The organism is Minwuia thermotolerans, from assembly GCF_002924445.1.
Classification (GTDB): Bacteria; Pseudomonadota; Alphaproteobacteria; order Minwuiales; family Minwuiaceae; genus Minwuia; species Minwuia thermotolerans.
Genome location: NZ_PIGG01000045.1, coordinates 204,236 through 227,090, shown reverse-complemented (window position 1 = coordinate 227,090; position 22,855 = coordinate 204,236). Strand labels below are relative to the sequence as shown.

19 protein-coding genes are annotated in these 22,855 nt (G+C 67.4%); 14 read left to right on the top strand and 5 right to left on the bottom strand.

Annotation, left to right across the window (positions count from 1 at the left end; translation table 11 throughout):
• From CWC60_RS23680 to CWC60_RS15215, 6 genes are all read left to right on the top strand, one after another.
• Positions 1-297 (top strand): cupredoxin domain-containing protein (locus tag CWC60_RS23680; protein WP_241147941.1); only part of this gene is annotated, 297 nt, incomplete at its 5' end.
• 32 nt (positions 298-329) lie between these two features.
• Positions 330-2,084 (top strand): copper resistance system multicopper oxidase, encoded by a 1,755-nt coding sequence (locus CWC60_RS15230; protein WP_109794791.1) that lies wholly within the window; start codon positions 330-332, stop codon positions 2,082-2,084.
• A 3-nt stretch (positions 2,085-2,087) separates the two neighbouring features.
• Positions 2,088-2,792, top strand: a complete 705-nt coding sequence (locus CWC60_RS15225) for a copper resistance protein B (RefSeq protein ID WP_109794790.1) — start codon at positions 2,088-2,090, stop codon at positions 2,790-2,792.
• Between the two features lie 125 nt (positions 2,793-2,917).
• On the top strand, positions 2,918-3,055 hold the full coding sequence (locus tag CWC60_RS23925) for a hypothetical protein (protein ID WP_206419956.1): 138 nt from the start codon (positions 2,918-2,920) through the stop codon (positions 3,053-3,055).
• Between the two features lie 30 nt (positions 3,056-3,085).
• The gene (locus tag CWC60_RS23920; RefSeq protein WP_206419955.1) at positions 3,086-3,391 is read left to right on the top strand and encodes a DUF411 domain-containing protein; all 306 of its coding nucleotides are present in this window, start codon (positions 3,086-3,088) and stop codon (positions 3,389-3,391) included.
• 34 nt (positions 3,392-3,425) lie between these two features.
• The gene (locus CWC60_RS15215) at positions 3,426-5,759 is read left to right on the top strand and encodes a heavy metal translocating P-type ATPase (RefSeq protein WP_109794789.1); all 2,334 of its coding nucleotides are present in this window, start codon (positions 3,426-3,428) and stop codon (positions 5,757-5,759) included.
• Between the two features lie 10 nt (positions 5,760-5,769).
• Here the strand turns inward: CWC60_RS15215 and CWC60_RS15210 are convergent, their stop codons facing one another.
• A complete protein-coding gene (locus tag CWC60_RS15210; RefSeq protein ID WP_109794788.1) occupies positions 5,770-6,819 on the bottom strand; it encodes an aspartate-semialdehyde dehydrogenase in 1,050 nt (349 codons plus the stop codon).
• 254 nt (positions 6,820-7,073) lie between these two features.
• Between CWC60_RS15210 and cueR the strand changes: the two genes are divergently transcribed.
• Positions 7,074-7,478: a Cu(I)-responsive transcriptional regulator gene (gene cueR / locus CWC60_RS15205; protein WP_109794787.1), complete on the top strand. Its 405-nt coding sequence runs from the start codon at positions 7,074-7,076 to the stop codon at positions 7,476-7,478.
• A 150-nt stretch (positions 7,479-7,628) separates the two neighbouring features.
• Positions 7,629-10,433, top strand: coding sequence for an isoleucine--tRNA ligase (gene ileS, locus CWC60_RS15200; protein WP_109794786.1), 2,805 nt, complete (start codon positions 7,629-7,631; stop codon positions 10,431-10,433).
• Between the two features lie 7 nt (positions 10,434-10,440).
• Here the strand turns inward: ileS and CWC60_RS15195 are convergent, their stop codons facing one another.
• Positions 10,441-12,408 carry a methyltransferase domain-containing protein gene (locus CWC60_RS15195; RefSeq protein WP_206419954.1) on the bottom strand — a complete coding sequence of 656 codons (1,968 nt, stop codon included), beginning with the start codon at positions 12,406-12,408 and terminating at the stop codon, positions 10,441-10,443.
• A 317-nt stretch (positions 12,409-12,725) separates the two neighbouring features.
• Here CWC60_RS15195 and CWC60_RS15190 point away from each other — a divergent pair, with 317 nt between their 5' ends.
• Positions 12,726-12,935, top strand: a complete 210-nt coding sequence (locus CWC60_RS15190) for a cold-shock protein (protein WP_109794784.1) — start codon at positions 12,726-12,728, stop codon at positions 12,933-12,935.
• Between the two features lie 182 nt (positions 12,936-13,117).
• Positions 13,118-13,549 carry an FKBP-type peptidyl-prolyl cis-trans isomerase gene (locus CWC60_RS15185; protein WP_109794783.1) on the top strand — a complete coding sequence of 144 codons (432 nt, stop codon included), beginning with the start codon at positions 13,118-13,120 and terminating at the stop codon, positions 13,547-13,549.
• Between the two features lie 96 nt (positions 13,550-13,645).
• Here CWC60_RS15185 and CWC60_RS15180 read toward each other — a convergent pair whose 3' ends face one another.
• Complete coding sequence (locus CWC60_RS15180; protein WP_164516571.1) at positions 13,646-14,626, bottom strand: 2-hydroxyacid dehydrogenase; 981 nt, start codon at positions 14,624-14,626, stop codon at positions 13,646-13,648.
• A 154-nt stretch (positions 14,627-14,780) separates the two neighbouring features.
• Between CWC60_RS15180 and CWC60_RS15175 the strand changes: the two genes are divergently transcribed.
• The gene (locus CWC60_RS15175) at positions 14,781-15,251 is read left to right on the top strand and encodes a hypothetical protein (protein ID WP_109796408.1); all 471 of its coding nucleotides are present in this window, start codon (positions 14,781-14,783) and stop codon (positions 15,249-15,251) included.
• A 2-nt stretch (positions 15,252-15,253) separates the two neighbouring features.
• Here CWC60_RS15175 and CWC60_RS15170 read toward each other — a convergent pair whose 3' ends face one another.
• Together CWC60_RS15170 and CWC60_RS15165 are read right to left on the bottom strand one after the other, a co-directional pair.
• Positions 15,254-16,981 (bottom strand): hydantoinase B/oxoprolinase family protein, encoded by a 1,728-nt coding sequence (locus CWC60_RS15170; RefSeq protein ID WP_109794780.1) that lies wholly within the window; start codon positions 16,979-16,981, stop codon positions 15,254-15,256.
• On the bottom strand, positions 16,978-19,053 hold the full coding sequence (locus CWC60_RS15165) for a hydantoinase/oxoprolinase family protein (RefSeq protein WP_206419953.1): 2,076 nt from the start codon (positions 19,051-19,053) through the stop codon (positions 16,978-16,980). The genes CWC60_RS15170 and CWC60_RS15165 overlap by 4 nt, the downstream gene beginning before the upstream one ends.
• Positions 19,054-19,254: 201 nt before the next feature.
• Here CWC60_RS15165 and CWC60_RS15160 point away from each other — a divergent pair, with 201 nt between their 5' ends.
• From CWC60_RS15160 to CWC60_RS15150, 3 genes are all read left to right on the top strand, one after another.
• The gene (locus CWC60_RS15160) at positions 19,255-20,592 is read left to right on the top strand and encodes an aspartate aminotransferase family protein (protein WP_109794779.1); all 1,338 of its coding nucleotides are present in this window, start codon (positions 19,255-19,257) and stop codon (positions 20,590-20,592) included.
• A gap of 127 nt (positions 20,593-20,719) precedes the next feature.
• Positions 20,720-21,325 carry a TetR/AcrR family transcriptional regulator gene (locus CWC60_RS15155; protein WP_109794778.1) on the top strand — a complete coding sequence of 202 codons (606 nt, stop codon included), beginning with the start codon at positions 20,720-20,722 and terminating at the stop codon, positions 21,323-21,325.
• 3 nt (positions 21,326-21,328) lie between these two features.
• Positions 21,329-22,843, top strand: a complete 1,515-nt coding sequence (locus CWC60_RS15150) for an acyl-CoA synthetase (RefSeq protein ID WP_109794777.1) — start codon at positions 21,329-21,331, stop codon at positions 22,841-22,843.
• Positions 22,844-22,855: the final 12 nt, after the last annotated feature.

Sequence of the window (22,855 nt, the reverse complement as noted above, 5' to 3'; positions counted from 1 at the left end):
AACAAGGGCGAACTGGTTCACGAGTTCAACATCGCCACCGCGGCCATGCATTCGTCCCATCAGGCCGAGATGATGGAGATGATGCAGAAGGGCGTGCTGGGCGCGGACAGGATCCATCACGACAAGATGGGCGAGCACGGCATGCGCCACGATCACGCCAACAGCATCCTGCTGGAGCCGGGCGAGAGCGGTGAGGTCGTCTGGACCTTCGACACGGACGCCGAACTGGAATTCGCCTGCAATGTACCCGGGCATTACGAATCCGGCATGAAGGGCCCGATCCGGCTGCACCAATGATCGCTCTTCATCCGAAACAGGGAACACAACACATGCGCAATTTCGCAATCGCGCTCGCCGCGGCAACGCTCGTCCTGGGCGCCGGCGCCGGCGCCGTCTCGGCGGGCGAGTACGAGATCACCGTCGACCGGGTCGGGATCGACACCGGAGATTTCACCCGCACGGGTGTCGGTTTCAACGGGGCCAGCCCCGGGCCTGTCCTCCGGTTCAGGGAGGGCGAGGACGTGACCATCAGAGTCACCAACAACCTCACCGAAAGCACCTCGATCCACTGGCACGGGCTGATCCTGCCCTACCAGCAGGACGGCGTGCCGGGTATCAGCTATCCCGGCATTCCGGCCGGCGAGACTTTCACCTATCGCTTTCCCATCGTGCAGAGTGGCACCTACTGGTTCCACAGCCACACGGGCTTCCAGGAACCTGACGGCGCCTACGGCGCCATCGTCATCGAGCCGAAGGAGCCCGAGCCCTACGCCTGGGACCGGGAGTACGTCGTCCAGCTCGCCGATGCGCACCCCCATTCGGGCAACCGCATCATGCGCAATCTCAAGATGATGCCGGACTACTACAACCGGAAACAGCGGACGCTGTTCGACTTCCTGGGCGATGCCGAGGACAAGGGCTTCGGTGCGGCCCTGAGCGACCGCAAGGCCTGGGGCGACATGCGGATGATGCCGACGGACATCGAGGATCTGCAGGGCTTCACGCCGCTGATCAACGGCAAGGGACCGGCGCAGAACTGGACAGGCCTGTTCTCGCCCGGCGAACGGGTTCGGCTCCGCTTCATCAACTCCTCGGCGATGACCTATTTCGACATCCGCATTCCCGGCCTGGAGATGACAGTGGTGCAGGCCGACGGCAACGAGGTGCAGCCGGTCGTCGTCGACGAGTTCCGCATCGCGGTGGCCGAGACCTTCGACGTCATTGTGGAGCCGAAGGACGACCGCGCCTACACCATCTTCGCCGAATCCATGGGCCGCACGGCCTATGGCCGGGGGACGCTCGCGCCCAGGGAAGGCATGGCGGCCGAGGTGCCGGCGCTGCGCGACGCGCCCCTGCTGACCATGGCCGATATGGGCATGGCACATGGCGAACATGGTGAGATGGACCACGCAGCCATGGGGCATGAGCCGCCGAAGGCGGAAGCGACGGACCATTCGAAAATGGATCACGCCGCGATGGGCCACGAACCGCCGAAGCCGGAAGCGACGGACCACTCCAAGATGGATCACGCCGCGATGGGCCATGGTGAAACCGAGCCGCGGCGGGGTCCCGATCCCTTCTACGCGCCCGGCAGCGGCCTCATGCCCGAGGCGGCGGACGGCGGACGGTTTCTGTCCTATGCCGATCTGAAGGCACGGACGCCGCTCTATCCGCATCGTCCGGCCACGCGGGAGATCGAATTGAAGCTGACGGGCAACATGGAGCGCTACATGTGGTCCATCAACGGCGTGAAATACGCCGACGCCGAGCCGATCCGGCTGCAGTACGGCGAGCGTGTGCGCTTCAGGTTCGTCAACACGACCATGATGACCCATCCCATGCACCTGCACGGCATGTGGTCGATCCTCGACAACGGCAGCGGCGAATGGAACCCGGTCAAGCACGTCATCAGCGTGGCGCCGGGGACCACGGTCTACATGGAGACCGAGGTCGACGCGCCGGGTCAGTGGGCGTTCCACTGCCACCTGTCCTATCACGCCGACGCCGGCATGTTCCGGAAGGTCATCGTCGAGGGCGCTCCGCAGGACAAGGCCGCGGAACTGGATGCAAGGGAGCGCGGCTGAACCATGCGCACATTCTGGAAAAGACTGACCGGGGCGCTGGTCCCGGCCGTCCTGGCCGTGCCTGCCGCCGAGGCGGAACCGCTGATCTGGGGCATTCAGGTCGAACAGGCCGAATACCGGGTCGATGAGGGTTCGGACGTTGCCGCGTGGGATTTCGACGTGCTGGCCGGCAGCGACGAGTTGAAGGTCGTCTGGCGCAGCGAAGGGGAATACGCCACGGGCGAAGAAGCCTTCGAGACGCTGGAGAACCAGCTTCGGCTTCAGACGCCGGTGACGGATTTCTTCGACGCCGTCGCCGGCGTGCGGCTCGATACGCCCAAGGGCCCGAACCGGCTCCACGGCGTGATCGGTCTGCACGGTCTGACCCGGCAGTGGTTCGAGGTCGACGCGGATCTGTTCGTCTCGGACCATCCGTCCTTCCGGTTCGAGGTGGAGTACGAGGGGCTGATCACCAACCGGATCGTCTTCGTACCGTCGATCGAAATCGATCTGCCGTTCACCGATGACGCGGCGGCGGGGCAGGGCGCGTTCGGTCCGACCCTCGAGGTGGGTGGACGCATCAGCTACGACCTGGTGGACCGGCTCGTCTCGCCCTATGTCGGCGTCCACTACGAACGGAAGTTCGGCGAAACCGCCGATCTTGCGCGGGCGGATGGCGAAGAGGCCGGCACCGTCTTCTTCGTCATCGGCACGCGCTTCATGTTCTGACCGGCCATTTCCCCGGCGCCTTCGCGGGCGCCGGGGAATCCGCTTGACCTTCCAGTTACTGGAAACACCATCTTGAGAATTGCGGGATCTGTCCCGCGCTTCGCCTGCCAGTGGAGAATGCCTTCATGCCCGTCCGATCCCTCCGCCGTTCCCTTGCCACGCTGCTGGTGGCGCTGTCTGTGCTCTTCGCGGGCGGCATGTTCGCCGCTCCCCACGATGCGCACGCCGCCGCGCCAACCATGACCGTCTACAAGTCGCCCTAGTGCGGCTGTTGCGCCAAATGGGTGGAGCACATGCGCCGCCATGGCTTCGACGTGAAGGTTATCGAGATGGAAGATCTCGAGCCGGCGAAGCGCATGTTCGGTGTCGATCACGATCTGGCCTCCTGCCACACCGCCGGCGTGGGCGGCTATGTCATCGAGGGCCATGTGCCTGCGCGGGAGGTCAAGCGGCTGTTGGAAGAGAAGCCTGCGGCGCGCGGTCTCGCCGTGCCCGGCATGCCCGTCGGTTCCCCCGGCATGGAGCAGGGCGGGGGCAACGATCCCTATTCGGTGATCCTTTTCACGGGCGAGAGCCGCGAGGTCTACGCCCGCTACTGAGGCGGCCAGGACGCCCTTCCAAGGTTGGAATTCCATGAGCAGCCACGCACATCATGCCCACGCCGCCGCATCGGGTGACGTCGTGACCGATCCGGTCTGCGGCATGTCGGTCGACACAGCCGCTGGCAAGCCCAGCCTCGTCCATGAGGGTGAGACCTATCACTTCTGTGGGCGGCGCTGTCACGACCGCTTCGAGGCGGACCCCGAGTTCTACCTGACCGGCGCGCACAAGCGCCGCCCGAAGGCCGCGCCGAAAGGCACGCAGTACACCTGTCCGATGCACCCGGAGATCGTGCAGGATCATCCCGGCGATTGCCCCAAATGCGGCATGGCGCTGGAGCCCATGGGGGTGCCCGACGACGGGCCCAACCCGGAACTGGTGGACTTCACCAGGCGCTTCATCGTCAGCGCGGCGCTTGCTGTGCCGATCTTCGTTCTCGCGATGAGCCACATGTTGGGGCTACCCTTCCGCCACTGGCTGGGCGAGCGTCCGGCGATCTGGCTCGAGCTGGCGCTGGCGACGCCGGTCGTGCTCTGGGCTGCGCTGCCTTTCTTCAAGCGGGGCTGGAACTCGATCGTCAACCGCAGTCCCAACATGTGGACGCTGATCGCCATCGGCACGGGCGCGGCCTATGCCTACAGCGTCGTCGCGGCCGTCGCGCCGGGAATCTTCCCGCCGTCTTTCGTCCGCGCCGACGGCACCGTCCCTGTCTACTTCGAGGCTGCGGCCGTGATCATCGCGCTGGTCTTCCTGGGTCAGGTGCTGGAACTGCGGGCCCGGGAGCGGACCGGCAGCGCGATCCGTGCGCTGCTCGACCTGGCGCCGAAGACCGCGCGGCGGATCAACGAGAACGGGACCGAGCGCGAGGTTCCGCTGGAGAACATCCTGGAAGGCGACCGGCTGCGCGTCCGTCCGGGCGAAAGCGTGCCCGTCGACGGCGTTGTGCTGGAAGGGCGCTCGGCGGTTGACGAAAGCATGATCTCCGGAGAGCCGGTCCCCGTGGAGAAGACCGAAGGCGATACCGTCACCGGCGGCACGCTGAACCGCAACGGCGGACTGGTGATCCGGGCCGAGCGGGTCGGCGCCGACACCATGCTGTCGCGCATCGTCGACATGGTCGCCCAGGCCCAGCGCTCGCGGGCGCCGATCCAGGGGCTGGCGGACAGGGTCGCCTCATGGTTCGTGCCGGCCGTGGTTCTCGTGGCGATCGTCGCTTTCATCGTCTGGTCGGTGTTCGGTCCTTCGCCGGCCATGGTCTACGCCCTGGTGGCAGCCGTCTCCGTTCTCATCATTGCCTGTCCATGCGCGCTGGGCCTGGCCACGCCCATGTCGATCATGACGGCCACCGGCCGCGGCGCCCAGGCGGGCGTGCTGGTCCGCGATGCCGAGGCGCTGGAACGCTTCGCCCGCGTCGACACGCTGGTGGTGGACAAGACGGGTACGCTGACCGAGGGGCGGCCGGAGCTGACCGACGTCGTCGCCGCGGATGGCTGGTCGGAAGCGGACGTCCTGGGTCTGGCTGCCGCCCTGGAGAAGGGCTCCGAGCATCCGCTGGCCGAAGCGGTCATGAAAGGTGCCGAGAAACGCGGCGTGGCGGCCGGCGCGACGTCAGACTTCGAGGCCGTCACCGGCAAGGGCGTGAAGGGCGTTGTCGGGGGGCGGGAAGTCCTGCTCGGCAACCGCGCCATGATGGACGACGCCGGCATCGACGTCGGCGCCTGGCAGGCGACGGGCGACGACCTGCGCGATGCGGGCCGCACCGTGATGTATGTCGCCGCCGATGGCGGGCTCGCCGGTCTTGTCGCCGTGGCCGATCCGATCAAGGCCAATGCGAAGGACGCCATCCGGCAACTACGGGAAGCCGGCCTGGAAATCATCATGGCCACCGGCGACAACGCGCGGACGGCCAAGGCCGTTGGGTCCGAACTCGGCATCGACGAGGTGCGCGCCGACGTGCTGCCGGAAGACAAGAAGGCGCTGGTGGACGAGCTGCATGGCCGGGGCCGGCGGGTCGCCATGGCCGGCGACGGCGTCAACGACGCGCCGGCGCTGGCGGCGGCCGAGGTCGGCATCGCCATGGGCACGGGCGCCGACGTCGCCGTCGAGAGCGCCGGCTTCACGCTGGTGAAGGGCGATCTGACGGGTGTCGTCCGGGCGCATCGGCTCGCCCGGGCCACCATTTCCAATATCCGCCAGAACCTGTTCTTCGCCTTCATCTACAACGCCGCCGGCGTGCCGATCGCGGCGGGCATCCTCTACCCGCTGACCGGCACGCTGCTGTCGCCGATGATCGCGGCGGCGGCCATGAGCCTGTCGTCGGTCTCGGTCATCTCCAATGCCCTCAGGCTGCGGGCGCTGAAGCTCTGATGCGGTGATGTCAGGCCTCGACCTTGCAGAGCACCTCGGCGATCTGGATGGCGTTGAGGGCGGCGCCCTTGCGCAGGTTGTCGCCGGCGACGAACAGCGCGAGACCGTTCTCCACGGTGGGATCGCGGCGGATACGGCCGACGAAGACAGGGTCCTGGCCCGCCGATTCCAGCGGATTGGGCACCTCGCTGAGCACCACGCCCGGCGCGTCCTTCAGCAGTGCCACGGCCTTTTCCACGTCGATCGGACGCTCGAATTCGGCATTGATCGACAGCGCGTGACCGGTGAAGACGGGGATACGCACGCAGGTGCCGCTGACGGGCAGGTCCGGGAGTTCCAGGATCTTCCGGGTCTCGTCGCGCAGCTTGATCTCTTCCTCGGAATAGCCGTCCTCGACCAGCTTGTAGTTCAGCGGCACGGCGTTGAAGGCGATGGGCACGGCCCACTTCCGGGGCTCCGGCAGGTCGAGGGCGTGGCCGTCATAGGCCAGCTTCGCGGCGTCCGCGCCGGCGGCCTGGATCTGCTCGTTGAGTTCGTCGATCCCTGCCACGCCCGCGCCGGAGACGGCCTGGTAGGTGCTGGCGATCAGGCGCTTGAGCCCGGCCGCGGCATGCAGCGGCTTCAGCGCCGGCATGGCCGCCATCGTGGTGCAGTTGGGGTTGGCGATGATGCCCTTCGGCAGCGTATCCAGCGCGTGCGGATTGACCTCGGCCACCACCAGGGGCACCTCCGGGTCGCCGCGCCAGGCCGAGGAATTGTCGATGACAATGGCGCCGGCGGCGGCGGCCTTCGGCGCCAGTTCCTTCGAGGTGGCGCCGCCGGCGGAAAAGAAGACGATGTCGAGGCCGGCGAAATCCGCCGTGGCGGCGTCCTCGACCGTGATCTGCTCGCCGCCCCACGAAATCGTCTTGCCGGCGGAGCGGGCGGAGGCGAAGAGGCGCAGCGAGGCGAGCTCGAAGTTCCGCTCGGCCAGGAGTTCGCGCATCATCTGGCCCACCAGGCCGGTGGCGCCGACGATGCCGACATGGGGCGGACGGGCGAAGGGAATGACAGGGTTCATCTGAAAAGCGTCTCCTTGTGTCGGGGGAGGCGCGGGAAGGGCCGGATACGTCGGACCGCCCCGCGCTCTGGCGGGGCCGGGTCGGCTGGACGGTATCTCAGACCGTACGCGCAGCCGACCGCGCCCCGCCGCAGCGGGTCGTTTTGGTGGTCGGCTTGTGGGTGTCCACACGGATCATGATGGTGCGAAGTAGGCGCAAACGGCGCGGAAGTAAATCCCCGCGTGAGACATGCGACATCGAGGACGGCAAGGCAATGAACATAGGCGACGCGGCCCGGGCGGCCGGGCTTCCCACCAAGACGGTGCGTTACTACGCCGACATCGGGCTCGTCGGCCCGTCGGCGCGGCGCGAGAACGGCTACCGCGACTATGGCCCGCCGGAAGTGAGCAAGCTCCGCTTCGTCCAGCGCGCGCGCAGCTTCGGCTTCTCCATCGAGGACTGCCGGGAGCTGCTGGCGCTCTACGAGGACCGCAGCCGCGCCAGCGCCGACGTCAAGGCCATCGCGCTGGAGCGCATCGCCGAGATCGAGGCCAAGATGGCGGAACTGCAGAAGCTGCACGACGAACTGAAGCATCTCGCCGACTGCTGCTCCGGCGATCACCGGCCCGACTGCCCGATCCTCGACGGGCTGTCGGCGGGCCTTCTCGACAAGGCCTGAGCCCGGCGCTATAAGCGCGGCCCATGCGCACCGGCAGCCGCCAGATACGGACGATCGATCGAATTACCTGCCCGGTCCTGTGACGCCGGGGCCGGGATGCCGCCGCCTTTTCCGATCCGTATTGCCGATATTGAGCCAGGGGCTCCGATCATGACCCGAGACTACAAAGACACCGTCTTCCTGCCGAAGACCGACTTCCCCATGCGCGCCGGCCTGCCCCAGAAGGAGCCGGAGATGCTCGAGCGCTGGGAGCGGATGGAGATCTGGAAGAAGCTGCGCGAGACCTCGAAGGGCCGCGAGAAGTTCATCCTCCACGACGGTCCGCCCTACGCCAATGGCGACATCCACATGGGCCACGTCCTCAACAAGGTGCTGAAGGACGTCATCAACCGCTCCAGGCAGATGATGGGCTATGACGCCAACTACGTCCCCGGCTGGGACTGCCACGGCCTGCCCATCGAGTGGAAGATAGAGGAAAAATACCGCAAGGCCGGCCGCAACAAGGACGAGGTGCCGGTCAACGAGTTCCGCCGCGAATGCCGCGAGTTCGCCGATCACTGGATCGACGTGCAGCGCGAGGGCTTCAAGCGCCTCGGCGTCTTCGGCGACTGGGAGCGGCCCTATCTGACGATGGACTACAAGTCCGAGGCCGTTACCGTGGCCGAACTGCTCAAGTTCCTGATGGACGGCAGCCTCTACAAGGGCTCCAAGGCGGTGATGTGGTCGGTGGTCGAAAAGACCAGTCTGGCCGAGGCGGAGATCGAGTACCACGACCACACCTCGACGACGATCTGGGTGCGCTTCCCCGTGATCCGGACCGAGGATCCGGCGCTGGAAGGCGCCTCGGTCGTGATCTGGACCACCACGCCCTGGACGATCCCGGGCAACCGCGCGCTCGCCTATGGCGAGGCGATCGACTACGGCGTCTATCAGGTGGAGGCCGTGGCGGAAGGCTCGCTGGCGAAGGTGGGCGAGAAGCTGGCGCTGGCCGACGCGCTGGCGGAGAGCGTGCGCGAGGCCGCCGGCATCGAGAGCTGGACGAAGGTGGCGCAGGTCACGAAACCGGCCGGCACCGTCTGCCGCCATCCGCTGAGCGATCTGGGCTACACCTACGAGGACCGGCTGCTGCCGGCGGACTACGTCACCACCGATCAGGGCACCGGTTTCGTCCACATCGCGCCGGGCCATGGCGCAGAAGACTTCGAGCTTGGTGTCGAAAACGGCGTCGAAGTGCCTGATACCGTTGCGGAGGACGGCCTTTACTATCCCCACGTGCCGCACTTCGCCGGAACCCATGTCTTCAAGGTCGACGGTCCGATGATCGAGACGCTGACCGGGCATGGCGGCCTGCTGGCGCACGGCAGGATCACCCACTCCTATCCGCACAGCTGGCGCTCCAAGGCGCCGCTGATCTTCCGTAACGCGCCGCAGTGGTTCATCTCCATGGAGAAGACCGGCATCCGGGAGAAGGCGCTGAAGGCGATCTCGGAGACCGCGTTCTATCCGAAGTCCGGCCAGCGCCGGCTGAACGGTATGATCGAGAACCGGCCGGACTGGCTGCTCTCGCGCCAGCGCGTCTGGGGCGTGCCGATCACCGTCTTCGTGGACAAGCGCACTGGCGAGCCGTTACGTGACGAAAAGGTCAACGAAAGGATTCTCGAGGCGATCCAGGCCGAAGGCTGCGACGCCTGGTTCGGCAATGACGCGGCCTTCTTCCTGGGCGACGATTACAGCGCCGCCGACTACGAGAAGGCCAGCGACATCCTGGACGTCTGGTTCGATTCAGGCACAACGCACGCCTTCTGCCTGGAGATGCGCGACGACCTGAAATGGCCGGCCGACCTCTATCTGGAGGGCACGGACCAGCATCGCGGCTGGTTCCACTCGTCGCTGCTGGAAAGCTGCGGTACGCGCGGCCGCGCGCCCTATGACGCGGTGCTGACCCACGGCTTCATCCTCGACGAGAAAGCCGAGAAGATGTCGAAGTCGTCCGGCAACGCGCTGGGGCCGAAGGACGTGTTCGGCCAGTACGGCGCCGACATCCTGCGGCTCTGGGTGGCTGCCGCCGACTATACCGAGGATCTGCGGTTCGGCCCCGGCATCCTGAAGGCGACCGCCGATTCGTACCGCCGGCTGCGCAACACGTTGCGCTTCCTGCTGGGCAATCTGCATGACTTCGACGAGAGCGAGCGTCTGGCCCCGGCGGAGATGCCGGAACTGGACCGCTACCTGCTGCATCGTCTGGCGGTGATGGACCGGACGGTGCGGGAGGCGCTGGCGGTCTACGATTTCCACGACGTCTTCGTCGCGCTGCACAATTTCTGTGCCATCGAGTTGTCGTCGTTCTACTTCGACATCCGCAAGGACGTGCTCTATTGCGACCGCCCGGATTCGATCCGCCGCCGCGCCACGCGCACGGTGCTCGACCGGCTCTATCACTGCCTGGTGACCTGGTTCGCGCCGATCCTCGCCTTCACTGCGGAGGAAGCCTGGCAGTCGCGCTATCCGGACGAGAACGACAGCGTTCACCTGAAGCTTTTCCCGGAAGTGCCCGCCGAATGGCTGGACGACGCGCTAGCGGAGAAATGGAACCGCATCTTCGAGATCCGCCGCGTCGTCACCGGCGCGCTGGAGGTGGAACGGCGCGAGAAGCGCATCGGCGCCAGCCTGCAGGCCTCGCCGGTCGTCTACCTGTCCGCGGACGACGCTGCGAAGCTGGAGGATCTGAACATGGCGGGCCTGTTCATCACCTCGGGCGCGGCGGTCTCCACCGACCCGGCGCCGGCCGACGCCTTCCGCCTGGAAGACGTCGACGGCGTGGCCGTGAGCCCGCGCCGGGCCACCGGCGCCAAGTGCGGGCGCTGCTGGATGGTGCTGGAGGAAGTCCCCGAGGAGGGTGCGCTGTGCAACCGCTGCAGCGACGCCGTGGCCGTCCACGACGCCGCCGCGGCCTGAACCGGTTTCAGGCCCGCCGCGCCCTGGTCTGCCGGGGTTCGACGGCTTCGATCCCCAGCCGCTGGCAGGCCGCCTCGAGGATGCGGGCGAGGAACTCCGAATAGCGCAGTCCCTCCAGGCCCGCAGCGAGGTTCATCTTCCCGTCCCAGCACCAGCCCGGATTGGGATTGACCTCCAGCAGCCGGATCTGGCCGGCGGCGTCGGCGCGGAAGTCGAAGCGGGCGTAGTCGCGGCAGCCCAGCCGATCGAACAGCCGGCTGGCATGGCTCACCAGCGCGCGCTGGTCGTCGGCGGAAAGCCGCGCGCCCACATAGCGGATGTCGTTCCAGTAGGGCGAGTCGGGCTCGTACTTCGACTCATAGCCCAGAATCCGCGGCAGACCCTGGTCGAGGCGCCCGTAGTCCACTTCCAGCACCGGCAGCACATGGAACTCGCCGCCCGGGTTGCCGATCAGGCCGACGGTGTACTCGGTTCCGGTCAGGAACTCCTGGATGAGGATGGGGCGTTCGCCGAACTCCCGCTTCAGCGTGTCGAGGCGCTGGATCAGGCCCGTGGTATCGTGGACGATGGCGTCCTTCGTGATGCCGATGGAACTGTCGCCGAAATTGGGTTTCAGGATCGCCGGGAAGATGCCGGGCAGGTTGGCGGCCTGGTCGCCGGGCCGGAGATAGGTCTCTGCCGGCACCGGGATATCGAGAGAGGCCGCGACCGCGCGGACCAGCGCCTTGTCGTAGCAGGCGGCGAGACAGGCCGGACCCGCTCCCGTATAGGGCAGCTTCAGCAGATCGAGGCGCGCCGGCACGTGCAGCTCCTGGAAGGCGTCGTTGTTCCAGCCCTCGTCGCACAGGTTCAGCACCAGATCGCACTGGGCGGCCTCCAGCGCGGTGTCGAAGGCGGCGTGGTTGTCCAGATAGCTGAAGCGGTAGCCCTCCAGCTCCGCCAGCGCATTCTTCAGCCGGTCGACGGTCGCGAAGTCCTCGGTATTGAAACGTCCGTTCAGCTTCACCGGATCCGGCAGGGCGGGGTCGCCGAGCAGGACGGCGACTTCCAGCGCCCGGTCGCGCTTGCGCCGGGTCGGTTGCCGCCGCGGCGCAATTGCCGTGACGATCTCCCGGTGGGCCATCATGCCGAGGTCCTGATTGCGCTCCGAACTGCCCGACAGGCGGCCGTGGAAGCGGACGTCGCCGAAGCCCGCCCTTTCCAGCAGCGCGGCGATGCCGGCGCGGTTGTAGAGCCGTTCGGCGTAGAACTGGTCGGCAAGTACGCCGCGTTCGTCGTGGACCACCACCTCGCGGCTGATCAGCCGGCTGCCGTCGGCGGAGAGGCCGCGCTCGCGGCAGACGAAATGGTTCTGGTCGATCCATTCCCAGGATCGCTTCTCGAAGTGCTCCCGAATCCAGTCGCCGTCCGTGAGGTCCAGATAGACGCGCCCGCCGGGCGCCAGGGCGCGCAGCGCGCGCTTCAGCACCTTCAGGTCGTCGTCCTCGCTGGCGAAGTAGCCGAAGGAATTGCCCATCAGCATCACCAGGTCCTGGCTCATCTCGGCCACGCGAAGCTGGCGCGCGTCGCCCTCCCGGAACTGGATCGGCAGCGTGGCGGCCTCGGCGCGCTGGCGCGCCAGACGGATCAGGTAATGGGAGCGATCGACGCCCGTGATATGGCGGAATCCGCGCCGGGCCAGCTCGATGGCGTGGCGGCCCTGGCCGCAGCACAGATCGAGCACGCGGTCCGAGACGCCGACGCCCGTGGCCGAGAGCAGCAGGTCGATCTCGGCGGTCGTGGCCGCGGCGTTCTCCACCACGTCGCCGTCGGTCTTCAGGTAGATGTCGTCGAACAGGTCGCGCCACCACTCGGCGGGGAGATGGCTTTCCAGGTCCGCGATCGGACCGAGAAAGGTCCGCGCGCGCGCGCCGCGGCCCTGAGGCTGCGAAGGGGATTTCGCCGTGACGCCACGGCGGGTAGGGGAGCTGGACACGGACGGTCTCTCCTTGCGCTCAAACGGTTTCGCTGCCGTGAGCGTCTGTGGATCCGTGCAGCTTGACGGCGCCATATACGCCGATTTTTCCGGCTTGCAAGTGGTTGTGACAGACGCTGCGGATTCATGCGTCCGACGCAGTCCGGCATTGACAACAGCCTTGCGTCGCCTAGGTTTTAGAAGGTTTTGGCACGAACCTCTCGCCGGGTAATGGACCTGCCACATGCATGAGCCAGACTACTCGGTGACGTTCCTGGAATAACCGACCAAACGCCGGAGCTGTTTTCCGGTGATCCATGAGACTGGGTGAACTGACTATGCCGATCGGAACTGTGAAATGGTTCAACACCGTCAAGGGCTATGGCTTCATTGCTCCGGAGGACGGGTCGCAGGATGTGTTCGTGCACATCTCCGCCGCCGAGCGCGCGGGCCTCGATGGTCTTCGTGACGGTCAGAAGCTTGAGTACGAGCTCGCGAAGGGCCGTGACAACCGAATGTCCGCACAGGATCTGAAGGTGATCGACTGATCGTCGACTGACACGACCAGGGGACGATGCCGGCGGTCCCCGCCGACCATCCCGCGAAATCTCTGAACTGGCTGAACGGCACGTCTCAATCCCGCTGGAACGAGATGTGCCGTTGGCTTTTTCCGGCGATACCGGGACCGGGCTTCCCAGCCGGCGCAACTACCAAGGAAAGGGCATCGCACATGGCTGAGGTAAAGACCGGCGATACCGTCCGAGTGCACTATGAAGGATCTCTGGAGGACGGTCGCAAGTTCGACAGTTCCCTGGACCGCGAGCCGATCGAGCTCACGGTGGGATCCGGCCAGGTGATTTCGGGATTCGAGAATGCCGTCGTGGGCATGGAGGAAGGCGACTCCAGAACCGTGACCGTTCCGCCCGAGGAAGGCTATGGCCCGCACGATCCGAATCTGCTGCACAAGGTGGACCGGGAACAGGTGCCCGACGAGATCGACCTGCAGGTCGGCGCGCAGCTCCAGGCCACGGACCGTCAGGGGCAGGTGATCGCGCTGACCGTCGCCGATTTCGATGACAGCACCGTCACCCTGGACGCCAATCATCCCCTGGCCGGCCAGGACCTGACCTTCGACGTGAAGGTCGTCGAAATCGTCAAGTGAGGGGCGGGGCGGCTTCGGCCGCCCCCCGCCATTCCGGCTCCGGGGGTGCGCCGGCGCGGTGGCCGTACCGCGCCGGGCCGGGAGTCGTGCGCCCTTTCAGATCGTCATGACCACGTTCTCCGGCGGCTCGCCGCGGGCGATCCTGTCCAGGTTCGAGGCGACGAAGACCCAGCGCCGGTCGATCTGCTCCTGCGTCCAGCCGGAGTTGTGCGGCGTCATGATGACGTTGTCGAGTTCGTGCAACGGATGGCGCGAGGGCCGGGGATTCGGTTCGTCCCGTCCGGGATAGCGCCACCACACGTCGATCACCGCGCCGCCGATGCGGCCGTTCTTCAGGGCGTCGTAGATTGCGTCCTCGTCGATGATCGCGCCCCGTCCGACATTGATGACGACCCCTGTCGGCTTCATCGCGCCGAGGCGGTCGGCGTCGAGCAGGCCCCGCGTGGCTTCGTTCAGCGGGCAGGCGACGACCACGTAGTCCGCCTCCGCCATCAGCCGGTCGATCTCCATGGTCGTGCCGTACCAGTCGAGCAGGTCCGGCGTCGGCTGCTCGCGCCGGCCGATGCCGATCACGTTCATGCCGAAAGCGCGGGCGCGGATCGCGACCTCGCGCCCGATATGGCCGTAGCCCACGATGCCGACGGTCTTGCCGCGCACCTCGCCATGCACCGGCCCCTCGGCCGGTCCCTTGCCGTCCCAGCTTCTCTCGCGGAACCGGGCGGCGGTCTTCGACAGGCCGATCTCCCATTCCAGCATGGCCAGCAGGATGTACTCCGCGATCGAGGTTTCGTGTTCATAGGTGTTGCAGACGCGGCAGCCTGCGGGGAGAACCTCCGGTTCCAGGAAGTCATGGCCGGTGAAGGGTATCTGGTAGAGCTTCAGTCTGGGCGTCGCCGGCCACGGCCTGGCGATGTAGCCGCCCACGATGGCCTCCGCCTCCGGCGCCAGCCGCTCGAAAGCCGCCCGGTCCGCGGCCGGATCGCAGGCTTCGATGCGCCAGTCGGTTTCAAGGCGTCCGGCCAGAAAATCAGCCTTCTTCATGCTCTGCTTGCCCGCGAGCAGCAATAGTCGGGTCACGCGCTCCCCCTCCATGTCGGAACCGGTTCGCGGCGAGAGTGCCGCCTGGGGCTTCGGGCCGCAATACTGCGGCAATGGTTGCGGCGGTCACTTGCCGGCAACGCGCCGCCCCCCCACACTTCAGGACGAAACCGACACACCCATGGAGCACGTCATGATCCGTCGCCTTCTTGCGCCCTGCCTGCTCGGTCTCGCCGTCGCCACGGCCGCCATGACAGACGCCAGGGCGGCCCGGGTCGCCGAAACCGACGAATTCCTGACCGGCGAGATCGCGGTCGAGCGCCGCATCCGCCTGCCGCAGGGCGGCGCCTCGGCGCGCATGCACGTCGATCTGGCCATCACCAATACCGGCGCGGAGGATCTGATCCTGCGCGCGCCGGCGGAATGCGCCGTCCACAACTGGATCATCGCCCTGCCGAACAACGACCCGGTGCTCTACGGCGTCGAGCCGGACTGCAAGGGCGAGACCGTGGAAACCGTGATCGAAGCCGGCGGTACGTTGAAGGGCGGCAACTCGATCATGCTGCGCTCCAACGATCTGACGGTCGGCCAGCGCTACTACCTGATCTACGAATTCTGGGGCGTCCGCATGCGCACGCCGTTCCAGATCTTCGAGGACGACTGAGGTCAGGCCGCGCCGCGCAACTCGGTGGTCCGCCGGACGTCGACCGAGCGGCCGTCCGGGGCGATGGCGACGCCGTAGGCCCGCTCGGCCGCTTCCGGGCTGACCACGCCGTCCATCACGTCGCGCAGCACCGCCTCGACGGACCGCTTCCGCGGATCGCCATAGCCGCCGCCGCCGGGCGAATGGGCTTCCAGCAGGGCCGGCGGGAAGTGGCGGACGCCGTATTGCGGCGCCTCGAAATCCTCATCCCCGGCGGGGTGGAGGGTCATCGAGCCGGTCAGTCCGCCGCCGCCGCCCTTGATGCCGAAGCCGGAGACCTGGCCGATTCCCTCGCCCCGGAACGAGTAGGTCGCCGCGGTCAGGGTCTCGACGCGGTAGTCCACGCCGGTGCCGCCGCGGAATTCGCCGGCGCCGCCGCCGTCGGTGCGGAATTCCTGCTGCAGGATGCGCACCGGATAGATCCGTTCGTAGGTCTCGGCATTGGGCAGGTGCAGCCCGCCCAGCGCGATCAGCAGCCCGATCTGGTTGAAGCCGTCGCGGCCCCGGACCGCGCCGCCGGCGGCGTTGGCGGCCCAGTTGTACATCACGAAGGGCTCGGTGCTGCCGGGCGCCCGGCCCGAGGTGATGTTATGGATGGTCTTGCCCCAGCCGGCGCAGGCCCGGGACGGCACGGCGTCGCCCAGCGCCTTCCAGATGGCGTGGACGATTTCGTGGGCGACGAAGACCGTGCACATGGTCATCGGCGCCGGCGGGCGCGGGTTCACCACCGTGCCGAGCGGCGCGACGATCTTCACCGAGCGAAAGGCGCCTTCGTTGCGCGGCAGATCGGGATCGAAAAAGGACGAAAGCGCCATGTAGACCGCAGAGTAGGTGTTGGCGATCGAGGAGTTCTTGAACCCCTTCATCTGCGGGTCGGTGCCGGTGAAGTCGACGGTCAGTCCGTCGGCCGTCCGGTCGATGCGGACCCGGATATGGATATCGCGCTTCTCGAAGCAGTCATTGTCGGTGATCTCCTCGGCCTCGTAGCGGCCGTGCGGGATCTCCGCGCAGGCTTCCCGGAACCGCATGTCGGCATAGTCCAGCAGCGCATCGAAATAGCCCGCGCCCTCGGCCCGGCCCAGGTCGCGCAGCAGCTCCTCGATCCGCTCCGCGCCGATCCGCGTTGAGCCGATCATGGCGCGCAGGTCGCCGTCCATCAGTTCCGGCGTGCGGCTGTTGAGCAGCAGCAGTGCCCAGAGATCGTCACGGGTCTCGCCCTTCTCGATCAGCCGGAGCGGCGGCAGGCGCAGCCCTTCGTGGAAGATCTCCGTCGCCTCCGGGTTGTAGGTGCCGGCGGCGCCGCCGCCGATGTCCGACTGGTGGGCCCGATTACAGGCCCAGGCCGCCAGTTCGCCCTCGACGAAGACCGGCCGGGAGATCACCCAGTCGGGCAGGTGATTGCCCCCGGCGACATAGGGGTCGTTGGAGAGAAAGACATCATCGGGGCGGATGCGCCCCTCGAACGCCTCGATCAGCGCCCGCACGGTGAAGCCGCCGCCACCGGTGTGGATCGGGATGCCGTCGGCCTGGCTGATCAGCGTGCCGGCGGCGTCGGCGATGAAGCAGGAGAAGTCGTGGCTCTGGTTGAAGATCGGGCTGCGCGCCGTGCGGGTCATGACGAAGCCCATCTGGCGTGAGATGTGATCCAGCCGGTTCTGCACCAGCGCGAGCGTGACGGGATCGATGCTCATCGGTTCTCTCCGATCTCGATCATGTAGTGGCCATGGGCGTCGACGCTGACGCGGTCGCCGTCGCCGGCCAGGATGGTGGTGGTCGGCGCTTCGACGATCAGCGGGCCTTCGATCGTCGAGCCGGGTGTCATGTCTTCGGCGCGGTAGACCGGGACGTCCCGCCATCCTGTGCGTGCGTCGACAAAACACCGTCGGCGGTCGGTCGGCTCGGGGGGCTTGCCCGAGGCGACTTTCGCCGGGGCAGGGGGCTGACGGTCGATGCGGCCCGTCGCGACCAGCCGCAGCGCCGTGATCAGGATCGTGCCGCCGGGCTGGATATGGCCGAAGCGGCGGGCGTGGTCGGCCTCGAAGGCGCGCCGGATCGCTGCACGGTCGAAGCCGTCGATGGCGGTGCGCAGAGACCATTGCTGGCCCTTGTAGCGGAGGTCGAGCACGCGCTGCAGATCCGCCGCCGCGCCCTCGAAGCCTTCCCTGGCCAGTGCGGCGCGGCCCTCCTCCAGCAGCGGCGCGAAACCTGCCTCCAGTTCGGCGTCCGGCGTGGCGTCGAGATCGCCGTCCATGACCCGAAGAGAATCGAGACGAACGTCCGACCAGAGCATGCCGAGCGCACAGAAGGCGCCGGCCTGCTGCGGCGCGAAGACCCGTCGGCAGCCCAGCGTCCTGGCCACGGCCGCGCCGTGCATCGGGCCCGCGCCGCCCGCGGCGACGAGCGTGAACGCCTTGGGATCGTAGCCGCGCTCGACCGACAGCCGCTCGACCGCGTGCAGCAGGTTCTGCTCCAGCAGGCGCAGGATGCCGATCGCCGCGTCCTCGATCGACAGGCCGAGCGGCTTCGCGACATGGGTCTCGATGGCCAGCCGGGCGCGGTCGGGGTCGAGGGAGACCGCGCCGCCGCCCATCGGCCCGGGACGCAGCCGGCCCAGCGCCAGATGCGCATCGGTCGCCGTCGGGCGGTCGTTGCCCTTGCCGTAGGCCGCGGGCCCCGGGTCCGCGCCGGCCCCCTCCGGGCCCACGCGGAGCATGCCGCCGTTGTCGACGCCGGCCAGCGTCCCGCCGCCCGCGCCAACAGTGTGAATGTCGATCGCGGGCGTTGCCAGGTGATAGCCGTCGATCTCGAGCTGGTCGGAAACCGGGGCTTCGCCGCCCGCCATCAGGGTGACGTCGCAACTGGTGCCGCCGATTTCCATGGCCACCAGGTCATCGAGACCCGTGAGCTGGCGGTAGAGTTTCAGCGCGCCGACGCCGGCAGCGGGTCCGGAAAGCGTCAGATTGACGGGACGCTCCGCCGCCTCCCGCACGGATACGACGCCGCCGTTCGACTGCACCAGCAGGATCGGGTTTGGCAGCCCGAGATCCAGCAGGCGGTCGTTGAGGCGCTGCAGGTAACCGACGACCTTCGGGGCTACATAGGCGTTCATGGCGACCGTCGAGCCGCGTTCGTATTCGCCAACCACCGGGTTGACCACGTGGGACAGCGACATCCGCTCGCCGCTCCAGCGGTCGGCCAGCAGTTCCGCGACCCGCCGCTCCTGCACGCCGTCGGCATAGGCGTTGTGCAGGCAGACGGCGACGCTCTCGACGCCTTCGCGCGCGAAGACCTCGGCCGCGGCCCTGACATCGTCCTCGTCCAGAGGGGTGTCGATGCGGCCGTCCTTGTCGAGCCGCGCCTTGACCGGGCGCCGGAGAAAACGCGGCGCCAGCACCGGCGGGTTGGGCGCGCGGTGGTCCCACTGGTCGGCGCGGAAGCCGCGGCGGATCTCCAGGGCGTCGCGCAGCCCGTCGCTGACGATCATGCCGATCCGGGCGCCCTTCCTTTCCAGGATCGTGTTGGTGGCGATGGTGGAGCCGTGGACGAACAGCCGGCAGCCGGCGAGCAGCTCTCCCAGCGGCCCGCCAAGTTCCCCGGCGGCGTGTTCCAGCACGCCGATGACCCCGGCGGCCGGGTCGCTCGGCACCGAGGGCGACTTGAAGACGCGCAGCGCGCCTGCGGCGTCCACCAGCGCCATGTCCGTGAACGTGCCGCCGACATCGACGCCGATGCGCCATGGCGGTCGAATGCTGTTGTCCTTCAAGCCTGTCCTCCCCCCTCGCATGGCCGCCAGTGTCGCGCGCGGCCGTTCCGACTTCAATGCAGTGCCTTCTGTCGTTGCGGGACTTGATCCCGGAACGCAGTAATGCGGCAATGCCGGCTGGACCCCGGGATCGAGTCCGGGGGCGGGCCGAGACGGCTGCAAGCGCCGTGCTCGACCGTGGTAAAAGGGGAGGTCGCCGCCATGTTTCCCGATCCCGAATCGCGCTCCGCGAAGCTGACCCAGCGCGCCATGCAGGTGTTGCCCGACGGCGGCAGCCGCTCCACGACACGTCTCACGCCGCACGCAATTTACGTAAAGGAAGGCCATGGCTCGAAGGTGGTCGATGTCGACGGCAACGAACTGATCGACTTCAACAACAATTTCACTTCCCTGATCCACGGCCACGCCCATGCGGGCGTTGTCGCCGCGTTGCAGGAACAGGCGGCGCGCGGCACCGCGTTCTCCTTCGCCACGGAAGCGGAGATCGAACTGGCCGAGACGCTGACGGCGCGGGTCGAGGGCTGGGACATGATCCGGTTCTGCAATTCGGGCTCGGAAGCGGTGATGAACGCGATCAAGGCGGCGCGGGCCTATACCGGACGTCCCCGGATCGCCAAATGCGAGGGCGCCTATCACGGCTCATACGACTTCGCCGAGGTGAGCCTGGGCGCCGGTCCCGAGAGCTGGGGCGCGGCCGAGAAACCCCGGAGCGTGGCCTACAGCCGCGGCACGCCGCAGGGCGTCCTTTCCGACGTGGTCGTCATTCCGTTCAACGACCCGGAGCGGGCGGAAGCGATCCTGAATGAGTACGCCGACGAGCTGGCCGGCATCCTGTTCGATCCGGTGTCGACGCAGATCGGCCTGCTGCCCCCCAGCCAGGCCTTTCTGGACGTGCTGACCCGGTTCCGCGCCCGCACCGGCGCGCTGCTGATCTTCGACGAGGTGATCGCCTTCCGCCAGGCCCACGGCGGCACCCAGTCGCTGATGGGCATCCGTCCCGATTTCACAGCGCTGGGCAAGATCATCGGTGGCGGTCTGGCGGTTGGCGCCGTCGCCGGGGACCGGGAGCACATGAGCGTTTTCGAGGTCAGCGGCGCCAAGGCCCCGCTGCCTCACGGCGGCACCTTCAACGCCAACCCGATGACCATGGCGGCGGGCCGCGCGGCCATGGCCGACTGGACGCAGGAAGCCGTCGAGGCGCTGAACGCGAAGGGCGAGCGTTGCCGGGAGATGCTGCGCGAGGCGATCCGCATCGCCAATGTGCCGGGACAGGTGACCGGCGGGGGGTCGCTGTTCCGCCTGCATCTCCACGGCCGGCGGATGGAGACCTATCGCGACGCCTATCCGCAGGGGCAGGAGGCGGAACGGATTCCCGCGCTGCACCGCCACCTGATCGGCGGCGGTATTTTCGCCTCCGGCTATGGGCTGGGATGTCTGTCCACGGCCACCACGGACGGGGACATCGAACGTCTGGCGGAGACGACGGTGTCCGCCTACCGCGCCATGCGGGATGAGGGACTCTACGACACGAATTCGTAAAGAACGGGGTTCGGTTTCGGTACGTACCTGTTAGTATCCCGGCCTACTTCGTTGCCGCCGTGGGTTGGTGGGGGGCGGATTGTTCAAGAAGGACGGCGCAAAGCCGTCAGAGGCGGGGAGATTGCGAATGCGGTCCGCGATGCGGGAGGAGATCGCGCGGCTCAAGCGCGAGCGTATTCTGGAAGAGGCGCGCCAGCTCTTCTTCGAGAGAGGCTACCAGGGGACGACGCTCGACGCCGTGGCCAAGCGTCTGGAGGTCACCAAGCCCTTCATCTACTCCCACTTCGAGAACAAGGCGGCGCTGCTGGGCGAGATTTCCGAGCGCGGCACGGCCAGGTCGCTGGAAGCGATCACCAGGGCGCATGACCGCGAGGGCGATCCGAAGATGCGTCTGGCCGACGCCGTCGAGGAATTCGTGCAGGTGCTGATCGACCATCGCGCCAATGTCGCCGTCTACTTCCGCGAACAGCAGTACGTCCCCGAGGAATCGGCGCGGAAGATCGACGACATGCGCGCGGAGTTCGACACGAAGCTGGCGGCGCTCATCCAGGAAGGGGTCGACAAGGGCCAGTTCCGCGTGCGCGACGTCGGCATGGCGACGCTGGCGCTCGGTGGCATGATCTCCTGGATGTACACATGGCACCGGCCCGGCGGGCGGCTTTCCGACGCCGAGGTGCGGGCCAACATGCTCGAACTGGTCATGAACATGCTGCGCGCCAGCTGTGGAGCCTGACCGATGACCCTGCCCGTCTATGACTGGATTTCCCACCACGCAGGGGTCACGCCCGAGGCGATGGCCGTCATCGACCTGTATTCCGGGCGGCGGCAGACCTACCGGGACTTCGACGCCAGGGTGGACGCCTGCGCGCTCTACCTGCGCGACGGCCTGGGCGTCGGCAAGGGCGGCAGGGTGGCGATGCTGGCCCACAATTCGTCGGACCACTTCGAGGTGGAGTTCGCCTGCCGCCGGATCGGTGCGATCTTCCTGCCGCTGAACTGGCGCCTCGCCGTACCGGAGCTGGAGTTCATCGTCGGCGACGCCGACCCCCGGGCGCTGATCGCCGGCGCCGAGTTCATGGATGCCGCCCGCGCGGTCACGAAGACGGTCGGCACGCCGCATCTGGTCCAGTGCGCCGACGGCGAACCCAGCGACTACGAAAAGGGGCTCGCCGCGACTCGCGGCAAGTGCCCGATCGAGCCCCTGATCCACGATGATACCTGGGCGCTGGTCTACACCTCCGGCACCACGGGACGGCCGAAGGGCGCGCGCATCACCCATGGCCAGGCCTTCTTCAACGCCGTGAACGCCGCGATGAAGTGCGAACTGACCTGCCGCTCGGTCGGGCTGGTCTTCCTGCCGCTGTTCCACGTCGGCGGGCTGCAGCTCTTCGCCAATCCCAACTTCCACATCGGCGCCACCAATGTCGTGATGCGCACTTTCGATCCGCTGGACTTCCTGAACGTGCTTTCGGATCCGGAGCTGGGCGTCAGCCACGCTTTCGGCGTGCCCACCAACTTCCTCTTCGCGTCGCAGCTCGAGGCGTTCGGATCGGCCGATCTCTCTCGTATCGTCTGCCTCGGGATCGGCGGCGCGGCCTGCCCGCAGAGCCTGCTGGAGACCTATGCCGAGCGGGGGATCATCCTGCAGAACGGCTGGGGCATGACGGAGACCTGCACGCTGGGTACGCTGCTGCCCAGGCATCGGGCCATGGAGAAGATCGGCTCGGCCGGGCAGGCGGTGATGCACACCTCGGTGCGTGTGGTGGACGAGCAGGGCCGGGACGTCCCCGCCGGCGTCAACGGCGAGCTCTGGATCAAGGGGCCGACGGTCACGCCGGGTTACTGGAACCGGCCCGACGCCAACGCGACCGAGTTCACCGACGGCTGGTTCCATACCGGCGACGCCGCCTGCATGGACGAGGAAGGCTTCGTCACCATCGTCGACCGCTACAAGGACATGTTCATCTCCGGCGGCGAGAACGTCTATCCGGCCGAGATCGAGAACGTGATCTACAGGCTGGACGGCGTCGCCGAGACCGCGGTGATCGGGGTGGCGGACGACCGCTGGGGGGAGGTCGGACGCGCCTTCGTGGTCACCCGGGAGGGTTCGAACCTGACCGAAGACGCCATCATCGGCCATTGCCGCGACAACCTGGCGAAGTTCAAGGTGCCGAAGTCGGTCCGCTTCATGGACGAACTGCCGCACAACGCCACCGGCAAGGTCACCAAGCACCAACTGCCGCGGGACTGACGGCGCGGCCAT

Excerpts from the sequence above, each read along its gene's own strand:
- CWC60_RS15230 (WP_109794791.1), top strand. The coding sequence starts at position 330 with ATGCGCAATTTCGCAATCGCGCTCGCCGCGGCAACGCTCGTCCTGGGC.
- CWC60_RS15225 (WP_109794790.1), top strand. The coding sequence starts at position 2,088 with ATGCGCACATTCTGGAAAAGACTGACCGGGGCGCTGGTCCCGGCCGTC.
- CWC60_RS23925 (WP_206419956.1), top strand. The coding sequence starts at position 2,918 with ATGCCCGTCCGATCCCTCCGCCGTTCCCTTGCCACGCTGCTGGTGGCG.
- CWC60_RS23920 (WP_206419955.1), top strand. The coding sequence starts at position 3,086 with ATGCGCCGCCATGGCTTCGACGTGAAGGTTATCGAGATGGAAGATCTC.
- CWC60_RS15215 (WP_109794789.1), top strand. The coding sequence starts at position 3,426 with ATGAGCAGCCACGCACATCATGCCCACGCCGCCGCATCGGGTGACGTC.
- CWC60_RS15210 (WP_109794788.1), bottom strand. The coding sequence starts at position 6,819 with ATGAACCCTGTCATTCCCTTCGCCCGTCCGCCCCATGTCGGCATCGTC.
- cueR (WP_109794787.1), top strand. The coding sequence starts at position 7,074 with ATGAACATAGGCGACGCGGCCCGGGCGGCCGGGCTTCCCACCAAGACG.
- ileS (WP_109794786.1), top strand. The coding sequence starts at position 7,629 with ATGACCCGAGACTACAAAGACACCGTCTTCCTGCCGAAGACCGACTTC.
- CWC60_RS15190 (WP_109794784.1), top strand. The coding sequence starts at position 12,726 with ATGCCGATCGGAACTGTGAAATGGTTCAACACCGTCAAGGGCTATGGC.
- CWC60_RS15185 (WP_109794783.1), top strand. The coding sequence starts at position 13,118 with ATGGCTGAGGTAAAGACCGGCGATACCGTCCGAGTGCACTATGAAGGA.
- CWC60_RS15175 (WP_109796408.1), top strand. The coding sequence starts at position 14,781 with ATGATCCGTCGCCTTCTTGCGCCCTGCCTGCTCGGTCTCGCCGTCGCC.
- CWC60_RS15170 (WP_109794780.1), bottom strand. The coding sequence starts at position 16,981 with ATGAGCATCGATCCCGTCACGCTCGCGCTGGTGCAGAACCGGCTGGAT.
- CWC60_RS15160 (WP_109794779.1), top strand. The coding sequence starts at position 19,255 with ATGTTTCCCGATCCCGAATCGCGCTCCGCGAAGCTGACCCAGCGCGCC.
- CWC60_RS15155 (WP_109794778.1), top strand. The coding sequence starts at position 20,720 with ATGCGGTCCGCGATGCGGGAGGAGATCGCGCGGCTCAAGCGCGAGCGT.
- CWC60_RS15150 (WP_109794777.1), top strand. The coding sequence starts at position 21,329 with ATGACCCTGCCCGTCTATGACTGGATTTCCCACCACGCAGGGGTCACG.